Below are 12,315 nucleotides of genomic sequence, written 5' to 3' on the forward strand. Positions count from 1 at the left end.
ACACTCACGACTGCAGCTCCGACGACTGGGCGGGCAACACTGGAAGGTGCAACCGCGACGAGGAACGGATGGTGTTGCGGCTACTGGTGCCGACGCTGGCGTGCCGGAAGCTCATGATGGCCGGAGTCGCCGGGTCCTGGTCGTCGCTGGTGAGGATCAGCCGAATGCGGCAACCGGCCTTGAACCGTCGTGCGTTGGCCACCAACGGTATCCGGTAGACGACATCCTCACCGATGGGAACGGCCTCCATATCTCGGCAAGGCAGAACCGGCGCGCCGCGCTGGCTGGCCTTCTCATCGACGCGGCGCATGCTGGCCCGAAGCCACCCGGCGGTGACGTCGGAGACGGTGCCGTCTTGGGCAACTTCGTGCAGCGTCGCGATCCACGCGGTGTCCATTGCGGTGGCTGCGGCGACGAGACGCAGTTCGATATCGCCGACTACATCGAGGTCTTGGGTCAGCGACGCACTGGTCCAGGTGAGCATCGAGGGCGGATCAATCGCGCTGGGGGCGGCCCGATTCAAACCACCGCCGAGGACCAGGTACTCACGAGCACCCGGCTCACCCTCGTCGGCGCCGAGTTCCCCGTCAGCGCGCAGCGCAAACTCCCGGTAGACGACGCCGGGCGGCGGCCACGTCGCGGTGGTCCGCCATCCCTGGGCGCCGGGCAATACGTAGCGGATGGCCGGCCCGTCCAGGATCCCGGTGTCGCGGCTCTTGAGCCAATGGTCAAACCACGCCAAGGCCTCGAGATGAAGGCTCTCCCACGGCCAGGTCAAACCGAACTCCCCGAGTATCCCCATCCGGGTAGAGGGCCTGTCCGCCAGCGCCTTCCATGCCGCGAAGGTAGACGGAAGGTGCAACGGGACGTTCTGCCAATCGCAACCCAGATATACCGGCACATCGATCCGTTCCAGCAGAGGGTTGAGATCGCGTTCGTCCCACCACTCATCGCGGGTGGGATGCTCGACCGCCGCCGAGAGCCACAACTGGTCCCACGGGCGCGGATTGTGCCGAATCTTGGTCAGTTGGCGCAGCATGGCCAGGGCGGCTTCCCCGTTCGCCGTCGCGAACTTCCGGTGCAGCCGTGGGGTATTGAGCACCTGTCGGGCCAGGCCGACCAGCTTGCCCCGCCACAGTGCGTCACTTCGCTCCGACGCAATGCCCACCATGGCCAGAAACGGGCTGACAAACGACGAGCTGAACAGGCCATGGTGCATGGCCGCCTCGTAGAGGTCTGTGGTCACCGCCACCGGGAAGATGGCTTTCAGATGCGGTGGCCGCTCCACGGCCGCCTGTAGCTGGGTCATGGCGAAGTAGCTGATGCCGATCATCCCCACGTTGCCGTCGCACCAGGGCTGCGCGGCCGCCCACTCCACCAGATCGTGCATGTCGCGGCGTTCGGTGGCGTCGAAGAACCCGAAGGTACCCCCCGAACCCCCGGTACCACGCACGTTCGCGATCACGTGGACATAGCCCCGAGGCACCCAGAAATCGGTGACGCCGGCTTCGATGAACCCCATCGGGGCACCGAGATCTTGGATTTGCCGCGGATACGGCGAGGCGGCGATCAAGGCGGGAAAACGGCCCTGAGCATCGGGCCGGTGCACATCGGCCAGCAACACGGTGCCATCCCGAACCGGGATGGCAACATTGTTCTCCTGCATCGTGTTGTATTGCAGCTCACTAAGATTGGTGTATTCGCGGCCGGTTGTCTGCGGCCCGTTGAGTAGCCGCTCACCCTCGACCAAGCCGGATGCCTTTTCCAACCGACGAGCACTGCCCTGCACGGCCATGAGGCCTCCCGCCTTGCGGCTTTAGTTTCATCACTCGTTGAGACTATGGCTACAGTACTTCCGGGATAATTTCAACGCAAGTGGTAACTTTGTTTGTCATCGGCCGGCACTGGCGCGCCGTGGGCAGGGGGCAGATTCACGATGGGCAGCAGACGGGTGAAGCCGGGTCCGCGCGACGAGAAGGGCGTACTCGCCGCCCAGATCCTTTCCGTAGCTCGGGATTCCTTCGCTGAAAACGGTTCGGCCGGAACCACTGTCCGCTCGGTTGCGCGGGCCGCCGACGTCGACCCTTCGCTGATTTATCACTATTTCGGTTCAAAGGAAGGGCTGCTCGACGCAGCGACCACTCCACCGCAACGGTGGCTCGACACGGTCGCCGAGACATGGACCACCCCGAAGGCCGACCTGGGCCGCCGGCTCTTGCAGACCCTCCTGGGCAGCTGGGCAGACGACGAGATCGGCCCGTCACTGCGGGCCATTTTGTTGACGGCTGCGCATGAGGACGCCACCCGCCTGAAGTTGCGACGCATTGTTGAGAGTTCTTTGATCGGAGTGTCGCAGCTCGACACCGACGAAGATGACCGCCTCACGCGAAGCGGGCTGATCGCCAGTCAATTGATCGGCCTAGCCATGACCCGGTACGTCTGGCAGATCGAGCCAATCGCGTCAATGAGCGATTCCGAAGTCCTCGCGGCGATAACGCCGAACCTGCAGCGCTATATCGACGGCGACCTGCATCCCGCGAAGAAGTCGCCCGCCCAACGTCCTCGACACACACGCAGACCGTGAGTCGCGCGACTAGATCAAAGCCACTTGCCCGGTAAGCACCTCGGTCGCCGCCTCGATCATGGCCACAAGAAGCGTGGCGACGACAGCGCTCAGCAAAATGAAGCCCAGCAGGGCGGGATACAGACTCTCGGGAGCCGAAGTGAGCAGTCCCATCAGCACCGTACCGGTGACTCGGACTATCTGAGCCTCCACAGCGGTCCCGAACGAACGCACCATCGTCTTCAACCCGTCCAACAGCGAGGCCAGCGCCGCATCAATGCCGACATACGAGCTCGCGCTCGCCGTCAGATTCTGGACAAACCGCTCATGAAATGCGGCCGCCTGCCCGGCCAGCGTCTGATAGTCCTGGGCGTGGGCGGAGAACAGTTGCGCGATCCCCACCGACACCTCGTCGCCGGCGGCGGCCAGCACCGCAGCGGTTGGGGCCGCCGCCAGGTGCGCCGCACTCAGTGTCGAACCGATAGTCGCCAAATCCGTTGCCGCCGCGGCCATCAACTCCGGCTCTGCTATCACAAACGACATTGCGACCTCCAGGCAAACCAGACAGCCCAGCCATGGGCCGCCGATCCGTCACCGAAATCGTAGGCCGGATTTCGACCACAACGTGGGAAAACCGAATTTCACCTGACCCGCACGAACGGAAGATTGAATTTCAATCGTATTGATGTTGCGCGTCGAAGCCCTCGGCCAACGCGGTGCGAAACGCCACCACCGCCGGGTGGGCGGTGCGTGATGTACGGGTCAACGTAAACAACTGGCGTTTCGGCGAAGCGGGCAACGGGGCAAGCCGCACCCCGCGCATCCGGTCTTGGCCGAGCAGGGCGGGCAAGATGGCAACCGCGAGCCCTGCCTGCACCATCTGCAGATGCACCAGCAGATCCACTCCGTCGAAGCGCACATCCGGTTCGAAACCGGCGGCGCGACACACGCTGCGCGCCCACCGGCCGGGCACAGTGGGTTCTGGGTCCAGGGCCCACGACGCGTATTCCAGGTCGGACAGCGTCGTCGCGTCGCTCCAGGGCCCGATCCTTGGCATCGCGAGAAACAGCTCGTCAGTTCGCAGGTCCACGCGATCCAGACTCGGGCTCGGCGGCAGCGGCCCGCCCGGATACTCCTCCCCCAGCACCACATCGAAGGTGCCGGCCAGCAGACCCGAAGTCGCCTCATCAGCCTCGCGCTGCGCGACTTCGACGCGCAGGTCGGGGTAATCGCGAGCCAGCGCATCAAGCACCCTGGGCAGGAGTGAGAGCAGCAACGTCTGAAATGCCGCGACCCGCAACCGACCGGCTACCCGCCCTTGGCTGGCTGCCAGCAGGGCCTCGGCCCGCTCCAAGGTAGCGATCGCCAACCTGGTGTGCTCGACGAGTGCCTCACCCGCATCGGTCAGCCGCACGCCCCGGCCCACGGGTTCGATCAGGGCCATCCCGCATTCGCGCTCGAGCTGCGCCAGCTGCTGTGAGACCGCCGATGGACTGTATGAAAGCGCCTTCGCCACCGCGGCCAGCGTGCCCCGTCGCTGCAGTTCGTGCAGCACGACCACCCGCTGCAAATTCAACATTCGCCGACCCCATATTCATCACATTTGCTTACTAGATTAGATCAGAATCATTCGCTGGACTATTCAATCAACGCCTGACAGGCTCATTGCATGGCGTCACGCACACCGTTGCCCGTTCTCATGATCCTGGGATCGTGCATTTCACTACAGCTGGGCGCGGCGATCGCGACGCCGCTGCTGGCGCACTTCGGCGCCGGGCTAACCACCGGCGTGCGACTGTTGTTTGCCGCCACCTTGCTGATGGCAATCCACCGGCCCCGCGCGTTCGGCTGGGACCGACAACAGTGGAGATCAGCAGCGCTGTTTGCGGTGGCATTGGCGGGCATGAACGGCTTCTTCTTTGCCGCGATCGCCCGCATCCCGCTCGGTGTCGCAGTCACCATCGAGTTCGCTGGACCGCTGATGCTCGCGGCGGCATTCTCCCGCCGCCCACGCGACCTCGGCTGCGTGATGGCGGCCGCGGCCGCCATCGTGGTCCTCAGTTGGGACGGCTCGAAATCCGCAGCGCTGAGTCCCGATCTGGCGGGCGTAGCCTTCGCCCTCGTCGCGGCATGCTTCTGGGCGCTCTACATCTTGGCCGGCAAACGCATCACCGGTCAGCAAACGGGTCACGGAGCCCTTTCCGTCAGCATGTTCATCGCAGCCATTGTGGTGCTGCCCTTCGGGATACCCGCCGTACCCACATTGACCGGGCAACCAGAGAAGCTGATCCCCCTGCTGGGGGTCGCGGTGCTGTCGTCGATGCTTCCGTACTCGTTGGAATTCGCGGCGATGCGCCGCTTCAGCGCACACACATTCGGCGTGCTGCTCAGTCTCGAACCCGTGGTCGCCGGGCTCGCAGGCTGGATACTGCTGGGCCAGACGCTCAGCTGGGTCCGGGGGCTGGCGATGGTTGTCGTTGTCGCCGCATCCATCATCTGCACCCTCAGCCAGCCATCGCCCGCCTCGGAGCCATCTCCCGCGAAGGAAAGGACCCCAACACGCGATCGAGCGCAAGGCAGCGCTGTGGGCCGCCCGCTCGCCCGGGTTCGCAACGGGCTTCAAAAGTCACAGCGCCGCGAGCCCGTGGCCGGGCGAGACGGTGTTCCGTCGCCTGCCGCCGAATGGCTGGACGCCGATGTATCCCTAGGAGATTCGGGGCGCTTTGGTGACAAGATCGCCCGAATAAGCCACCGCGCCAACCCAGTCGGCGGCGGCCGCGGCGAGAAGGCACCCATTCGGTCGGCGGCCCAGGTTGGACCCCACTTCGGTGCAACCGGCTCAGCCACTAATCATTCGGCCACAGATGTGCCACGTTGGGCAGATGAGCACCATTCGCCTGCTACCCACGTCACGTCTCAAAGCATTCTCCGACGGCGTGTACGCCATCGTCATCACCCTGCTCGTCCTGGACCTGAAGGTGCCGGAATCCAGCAATGACCTTGGCGGGGCGCTGCTGCGGTCCTGGCCGGCCTTTCTCGCCTATCTGGTCAGCTTCGTGTTCATCGGCAGCTCGTGGCTCGCGCATACCAGATTGACCGTTGCGCTGGTGACCGCGGACGAGGTGTTCAACACCATGAACTTGTTGTTGCTGCTCCTGGTCACCTTCCTGCCATTCAGCTCCGCCCTGATGTCCCACTATCTCGTCGGACCGGGGCAGCGGCTGGCGGTCGGTTTGTTCGGCGTGAACGTGATGCTGGCGACAGCGGCAAGCGCCGTCCTGGCCAGCTACGGTCGCTACAAGAGCGAGCTGTCCAGCGCGAAGGATCGCGCGACGCTGGCCGAAATTGCCCAGTCGCGTTGGATGTTCAGGGCGCTGATGGGCCTATCGGTAGTGGCGGTGCTGCCGCTGCCGAGCGTGGCCGTGGCGTTTTACCTCTTTCTCTCGGCGCTGATGCTGATGCGCCCGCTGCGCATCTTGACGCTCGGCGGCCGACGGCAGCACGATTCCCGCGAAAACGGTGCCTAGGCCGCGGCGTCCGGGTCACTGCCATCGCCGCCGTGAGCGGTCCTGGCTGGGCAGGTCGATGGACGCGTCATCATATCGACGCGGTAGGGACCATCCTCTCGCCGCAACGGCCAAAATGCCACGTTCAGACGCTCCTGAATAAACTAAGCTGACGCCACCATGTTGGCCAATGAGACAGTGTGGACTAGGCGGACTCGGTGGTGAAGACGGTTTCGCGTCACGACAGCCCGTTATTGGAAAGCCCGGCCTACGGTTCCTGGCTGCTCGGGGATCTGAACGAAAACCAGCGCGACCGTCGGATCCGCATCCAAGGCATGTTGACCGCTGTCATTGCGGCCACGAACGTCATTGGAATCTGCGTCGGATTGGTACTGGCGACCGTGGCCGCGCCGCCACCACACGTGTTGTCAGACGCCCCGTTGTGGATCACCTTTGCGGTCATACCGGCCTACGTCGTGATTGCATTTGCCCTTGGCAGCTATTGGCTTACCCGGCGAACCACGCAAATGTTGCGCTGGGCAATCGAGAGACGAGCACCCAGCCCCACCGACCAGCGCAATACACTACTGGCCCCATTTCGGTTTGCCATCTTTCATCTCCTGGTTTGGGGGGCCTTCACCATCCTGCTGACCGCCCTCTACGGCATGGCCAACAGCATGTTCATCCCGAGATTCCTTTTTGCGCTGAGCTTTTGCGGTCTTGGCGTCACCACCGCCAGCTATATGTTCACCGAGTTCGCGCTACGCCCGGTGGCAGCCATGGCGTTAGCGGCAGGACCACCACGGCTACGCTGGGCCCCGGGGATCAGGGGCCGAACGATAGTCGTCTGGTTCACCGGTTCCGCCGTACCGCTGATTGGCATGAGCTTGGTGGCGATCTTCGATGAATCACTATGGCAAATTAGCCAAGCCGAGTTCGTGTTACCGGTCACGGTCGTAACGTCGGCAATGCTGGCGCTTGGCTTGCTACTGATGTGGGTCCTGTCTTGGCTCACCGCGACACCGGTCAGGGTGGTGTGCGCGGCACTCAAACGCGTCGAGATGGGCGATCTGCCGGGCGATTTGGTGGTATTCGACGGAACCGAACTTGGCCAGCTGCAGCGCGGTTTCAACGCCATGGTCGCCGGGCTGCGCGAGCGTGAACGGGTACGGGATCTGTTCGGCAGGCACGTCGGGCGGGAAGTCGCTGCCGCTGCCGAACGCGAACGCCCCAAGCTGGGCGGGGAGGATCGCCACATCGCGGTCGTCTTCATCGATATCGTCGGCTCCACGCAGCTGGTGACCACCCAGCCTCCCGCCGAGGTGGTCAAACTGCTCAACCGGTTCTTCACCATCGTGGTCGATGAAGTGGACCGCCACCACGGCCTGGTGAACAAATTCCTGGGTGACGCCGCACTTGCGATCTTCGGCGCCCCGAACCGTCTCGAGCAGCCGGAAGACCAGGCGCTGGCCGCCGCGCGTGCCATCGCCCGACGGTTGGCCGCCGAAGTTCCCGAATGCCAGGCCGGGATCGGGGTGGCGGCAGGTCAAGCCGTCGCCGGCAATGTCGGCGCCAACGAGCGGTTCGAGTACACAGCGATCGGCGAGCCGGTGAACGAGGCGGCCCGACTCTGTGAACTGGCCAAATCGTTCCCCGGCCGGCTACTGGCATCGTCGGAGACACTTGCCGGTGCCAGCGAAAGCGTCAGGGCCCAATGGTGTTTGGGCGACTCGACGCTGCTGCGTGGGCTGGGCCAGCCCACGCGGTTAGCGACGCCGATCGAAACCGCCGAGCTAGACGGGTAGTCGCGCTCAGCGACCACGCCCCGGTTCTGGCATTACGGGCTCATCCTGCCTGTCCACCCGATGTCTCGATCTCGACAAGAAGTTATTGAGGATTCGTAAAGACGCCGCGCTGATTCTGAGGTCAAGCCAAAGAGCTAACCAATCAAATCAGCAAAGGAGTCCAAAATGTTCACTCGCCGCTTCGCCGCCTCCCTGGCCGGAACCACCCTGACCGCGGCCAGCCTGGGCCTGGCCGCACTCGGCTTCGCCGCCACCGCCACCGCCAGCGCAGGCTCAACCGACGACGCCTTCCTGGCCCAGATCCAAGCCGACGGGATCACACCGCCCAGCGCGGCACGCGCCATCAGCGACGCACACGCCGTCTGCACCGCGCTCGACGAAGGCAACTCACCCACCACGGTCATCAACGCGGTCGCCGAGTCGACCGGTCTGAGCTCCAAGGGCGCCAAGACGTTCGCGATTGACGCCGCTTCGGCCTACTGCCCCGAATACGTCACCTCGAGCTAGCAACAACCACAGTGTGGGGACCCCGGACGACGGGTCCCCACATTCGTCTGCGCCGTCGACCGCAATCCCAACCTCCACCCGCCCAGCGAGCCGGCCGTCACCGTGGGCCGTGCCCCGATTCCAGACCGGGGCACTTTCGCGAAACGAACTGCCGGTGCGCCCCCTCGGTTGCGGCCATATGACTCCGGCAAACCTCCCACGTGAGCTATCGGACGGGTGCATGCTGGATCGGTGAGCGCAAATAGCCTGATCAGCCGCCGCAAAGCAATACTCGACTACCTGCAGGGCACGGTCTGGGTGCTACCGCTGGTCGGCGTGGTGGTCGGCCTGGGATCCGGCGCCATCCTGTCCCTGATTCCCGTCAAGCCTGACTCACTGATCGACAAGTTGATGTTCCAGGGCACGGCCGGCGATGCCCGCGGCGTACTGATCGTGGTGTCCGCCACGATGATTACCACCACCGGAATCGTCTTCTCGCTGACGGTCCTGTCCCTGCAGATCGCGTCGAGCCAATTTTCGGTGCGGTTGCTGCGCACCTTCCTGCGCGACATGCCCAACCAAATGGTGCTGGCAATCTTCGCCTGCACCTTCGCCTACAGCACTGGCGGGCTGCACACCGTCGGCCAGCACGCCGACGGGAGCGCGTTCCTTCCCAAGGTCGCGGTCACCGGATCACTGGCGCTGGCATTCCTCAGCATCGGGGCGCTGATCTACTTCCTGCACCACCTCATGCATTCGATCCAGCTGGACACGATCATGGACAACGTCGGGCAGCGAACACTGGGGCTGATTGACGACTTGTATCCCCGCCCGGACACCCCGGATCGGCGAAGGGAAACACCGCCAACCCCTCCCACTGAGGCGGTTGCACTGCTGGCCCCGCAATCGGGCTATCTGCAGATCGTCGACACCCACGACATTGTGGCGGCCGCGGCGGCCAGTGGGCACACGGTGCTGCTGGTCACTTTCGTCGGCGACTACGTCACCGCCGGGGGCCTGTTGGGGTGGTGCTGGCGCCGCGGCAGCCCGCCGAGCCCGGCGGGGTCGAACTTTCGGCAGGACTGCTTACGCCACCTGCACATCGGCTACGAACGCACCCTGCAACAGGACGTTCGGTTTGGCCTGCGCCAGCTGGTTGACATCGCGCTGCGAGCCCTGTCCCCAGCGGTCAACGACCCGTACACGGCAATCCAAGTCGTGCATCACCTTTCGGCCGTCGAATCGGTGCTGGCGTCCCGTGCGCTGCGAGACACGGTGCGTCGCGATCGCGCCGGGGAGCTGCTGCTGTGGCTGGTCCGACCGGATTTTGCCGCCTATCTGCACGTCGGATGTTCTCAGATCCGCCGCTACGGGGTGCGTGAACCGCTGGTGCTGACGGCGCTGCTACAGCTGTTGAGCGCCGTCGCCCAAAACTGCGCGGACCCCGCACGCCGGGCCGCCGTGCAGACCCAGATCGCCCTGGTGGTGCGGGCGGCCCAACGTGAATTCGCCGACGAATCCGACCGGGCCATGGTGCTCGGCGCAGCCGCCCGGGCAACCGAGGTCGTCGACAGACCTGGGACCTTAGCGCCGCCGTCCTCCGCGTTCGGCCAAGTGGCCGCCGCTCAGGCGGCAGCGTCGACGGTCGCGCCAGCCAACGCAGCGTCGTTGGCCAGGGACCCCAGAGACCTGGGCCGCCACAGCGCGGTGCCTCCGGCCGGCCGCGCCTAGGCTGACCAACCCCCGATCGGATCAGCGGGGGATCTTGGCGCTACCCAACCGGCGCCCAGTCGCTCCACGAGTTGCCGAAGTCGAGCGCGACCAACGATGACCGGTCCACGTTGACGATCTCGCGGAAATGGTCTTGCCACCCCCACCACGCGCTGACGAAGAACACATGATCAAACCAGCTGAGCTGGTAATCGGGGGGAATCACTTCGCCCTTGTTCTCCGGGGCAAACACCGCGATGGCCAACAGCCCCAGGATGGCAGTTTTCGGTAGCTGGATCTTCCCGTCACTGGCGACCCGTAGTGCCGCACTCCCGTTCACGTACGGAGATACTTCGAACCCGGTAGCCGATTCCTCATCGTGTCCGTGCAACCAACGGTGAATCCCGTACAGGACGTCCGCGATGTCAGGGCGCATCTCGGGCGTCAGGTCCGATCTCACCGCAACCGGAAAGCGCGTATTTTCCAGGTCGACCCCGGGGGTGGCCATCACACCGTAAATGTCGACCGCATCTCGGATCACCCGCCGAAAGCGCGTGCCGGCGCCGAGCGAGGGATAGCGCTTCCTGCTGGTGTCATCCACGGCGTTACATGCGTGAAGCATCGCCACATCCCACATTTTGCGGTCCCACTGTTCGAGCGACTGCTTGACTGATGCACCGACGGTCATGCCGAAAAGGGTATCGGCCGCCGGCAGTTACCCCGATATTGCACCCACCCCACGCCCATTACCGTGTCGCCGCTGGATGGCGAATCACTGCCACTCCGACGGGCAGCGACGTCCTCACGATCCAGCGGGAAGCGCCGCTACCGGCATTTGCACCGTGCCCTGGCATGGGCCGCCGACAATGTCGGTGTGCCAGGTGCCGCGCAGCGACCCGTCCGGCTGAGGCGCGTAATAGGCCCACGACCTCGCCGGTGCCCACACCTTGGCAGCGCCTTCACCCATGTAGCAGTCCCATTGAAAGTCGAAGCGCTCCACCCACTTGGCCCCATCCCAGGAGTAGCGGGACGGCTGGGGCAAGGTCGGATTCTTCGGGGTAGGCCCGTTGGTGGCGGTGGCAACGCACTGTTCGCCCGAACAGGCGGTGACAAAGACGTAGTCGGCGCTAAACGTTGGTTCCATCTGGCTGGCGGCCATGCTGGTGCCGGCTTTTTGTTCGGCGTAGCGCACGAGCGAGTATTTCCCGTTCCACACCGGCATGGCCCCGTGTGCCGGAGTGGCCGGGAGCGCGAACATCGCGGCCGCGATGCCGCCGAGCACCCCTAACACCTGAAGGCGAAGCCTCGATCGCGCACACATCGTGTCCATGGTGCGGTTTACAGGACGCGGTGCGATCTCAGCGGGGACACGATCGTGTGCAACAACTACGGCCGGATGGGTGGGGCACGCACGCGACAACTCCGATCGCGTTGGCGCAACGAGGTTGCGCCGCCAGCCAGACGCCGGCGGCAGGACTATCCCCGATGCAGCAGGAACATACCGTAGGCGGCGATCGACTGGGAGTCGACGATCCCTCCGGTGCGGATCATCTGCTCGACTTCGTCGCGCGCAAACCACGCACTGCGCATGTCCTGTTCTTCGTGCTCGCGTTCCGACTCCCCCTCGGTTATTCCGGTAGCCAGGAACACCCAACCGCGCTGGCTGGTCATTCCCGGGGCGGTATCGAGCTGACCGAGCGACACAAACGACGCCGCTCGTAGTCCGGTCTCCTCACGCAGTTCGCGCGCCGCCAGCTCGGCCGGCTCGACGTCCGACAAGTCGGGAGCGGTCCCTTGCGGAAACTCCCACCGCCGCGCACCGACGGGATAGCGGAACTGCTCGACCAATCGGAAGCGGTTCCCATCGTGCGCGATCACCAGCGCATAGGCCGGTTTGTCCACCACGCCGTAGATGCCGGGACTGCCGTCCGGGCGGCGAATGTCGTCCTCACGGAGCACCATCCAGCGGTTGCGGTAGATCTCGCGGGAAGCGACGGGTTCGATGAAGGGCACACAGCCAGTATCTCTACCGACACTCGTGGCGCCGGCAACCGCATCGGGTGGGACCCAGGCGGGGTCGAGAAGGCCCCCTCGTCGCCGATCCGGCGGCGCCGGCACGTTGCGCCCGTCTCTCAGCGACGGTTGCGGTTGCGGTTGCGCAAACCGTGCGGTCTGGTTGAAATCTGTACGGTGCGCATAAGTGAGCGCGAACAGCGAGCACCAACAAAGGTGGGTGTACCTATGC

At 64.7% G+C, this 12,315-nt stretch carries 12 protein-coding genes; 6 read left to right on the forward strand and 6 right to left on the reverse strand.

Going from position 1 to position 12,315, the window contains the following annotated elements; all coding sequences use genetic code 11:
- Positions 1-4: 4 nt before the first annotated feature.
- Positions 5-1,795 carry a CocE/NonD family hydrolase gene (locus CCUG20998_RS20410; RefSeq protein WP_020730025.1) on the reverse strand — a complete coding sequence of 597 codons (1,791 nt, stop codon included), beginning with the start codon at positions 1,793-1,795 and terminating at the stop codon, positions 5-7.
- A 141-nt stretch (positions 1,796-1,936) separates the two neighbouring features.
- Between CCUG20998_RS20410 and CCUG20998_RS20415 the strand changes: the two genes are divergently transcribed.
- The gene (locus CCUG20998_RS20415) at positions 1,937-2,584 is read left to right on the forward strand and encodes a TetR/AcrR family transcriptional regulator (protein WP_036456204.1); all 648 of its coding nucleotides are present in this window, start codon (positions 1,937-1,939) and stop codon (positions 2,582-2,584) included.
- 9 nt (positions 2,585-2,593) lie between these two features.
- Here CCUG20998_RS20415 and CCUG20998_RS29095 read toward each other — a convergent pair whose 3' ends face one another.
- The gene (locus CCUG20998_RS29095; RefSeq protein WP_020730023.1) at positions 2,594-3,106 is read right to left on the reverse strand and encodes a PE family protein; all 513 of its coding nucleotides are present in this window, start codon (positions 3,104-3,106) and stop codon (positions 2,594-2,596) included.
- Positions 3,107-3,236: 130 nt separating this feature from the next.
- Positions 3,237-4,142, reverse strand: coding sequence for a LysR family transcriptional regulator (locus CCUG20998_RS20425; protein ID WP_012395697.1), 906 nt, complete (start codon positions 4,140-4,142; stop codon positions 3,237-3,239).
- Positions 4,143-4,232: 90 nt separating this feature from the next.
- Between CCUG20998_RS20425 and CCUG20998_RS20430 the strand changes: the two genes are divergently transcribed.
- The 5 genes from CCUG20998_RS20430 (at position 4,233) to CCUG20998_RS20450 (ending at position 10,091) form a co-directional block, all read left to right on the forward strand.
- Positions 4,233-5,561, forward strand: coding sequence for an EamA family transporter (locus tag CCUG20998_RS20430; RefSeq protein ID WP_020730022.1), 1,329 nt, complete (start codon positions 4,233-4,235; stop codon positions 5,559-5,561).
- Positions 5,500-6,090, forward strand: coding sequence for a TMEM175 family protein (locus tag CCUG20998_RS20435; RefSeq protein WP_231389744.1), 591 nt, complete (start codon positions 5,500-5,502; stop codon positions 6,088-6,090). Before CCUG20998_RS20430 ends, CCUG20998_RS20435 begins: the two co-directional genes overlap by 62 nt.
- A 197-nt stretch (positions 6,091-6,287) precedes the next feature.
- Positions 6,288-7,874: an adenylate/guanylate cyclase domain-containing protein gene (locus CCUG20998_RS20440; protein ID WP_020730020.1), complete on the forward strand. Its 1,587-nt coding sequence runs from the start codon at positions 6,288-6,290 to the stop codon at positions 7,872-7,874.
- Positions 7,875-8,039: 165 nt separating this feature from the next.
- Positions 8,040-8,381 (forward strand): DUF732 domain-containing protein, encoded by a 342-nt coding sequence (locus tag CCUG20998_RS20445; protein WP_012395701.1) that lies wholly within the window; start codon positions 8,040-8,042, stop codon positions 8,379-8,381.
- 207 nt (positions 8,382-8,588) lie between these two features.
- Positions 8,589-10,091 (forward strand): DUF2254 domain-containing protein, encoded by a 1,503-nt coding sequence (locus CCUG20998_RS20450; RefSeq protein WP_373145600.1) that lies wholly within the window; start codon positions 8,589-8,591, stop codon positions 10,089-10,091.
- A gap of 40 nt (positions 10,092-10,131) precedes the next feature.
- Here the strand turns inward: CCUG20998_RS20450 and CCUG20998_RS20455 are convergent, their stop codons facing one another.
- The 3 genes from CCUG20998_RS20455 to CCUG20998_RS20465 all read right to left on the reverse strand — a co-directional run bounded on the left by CCUG20998_RS20455 (position 10,132) and on the right by CCUG20998_RS20465 (position 12,083).
- Complete coding sequence (locus CCUG20998_RS20455) at positions 10,132-10,758, reverse strand: hypothetical protein (RefSeq protein WP_012395703.1); 627 nt, start codon at positions 10,756-10,758, stop codon at positions 10,132-10,134.
- Positions 10,759-10,872: 114 nt separating this feature from the next.
- The gene (locus tag CCUG20998_RS20460) at positions 10,873-11,400 is read right to left on the reverse strand and encodes an Rv2253 family sensor-like surface protein (RefSeq protein WP_050674602.1); all 528 of its coding nucleotides are present in this window, start codon (positions 11,398-11,400) and stop codon (positions 10,873-10,875) included.
- A gap of 146 nt (positions 11,401-11,546) precedes the next feature.
- A complete protein-coding gene (locus CCUG20998_RS20465; RefSeq protein ID WP_020730017.1) occupies positions 11,547-12,083 on the reverse strand; it encodes an NUDIX domain-containing protein in 537 nt (178 codons plus the stop codon).
- Between the last annotated feature and the right edge of the window lie 232 nt (positions 12,084-12,315).

This window comes from Mycobacterium marinum, assembly GCF_003391395.1.
GTDB lineage: Bacteria > Actinomycetota > Actinomycetes > Mycobacteriales > Mycobacteriaceae > Mycobacterium > Mycobacterium marinum.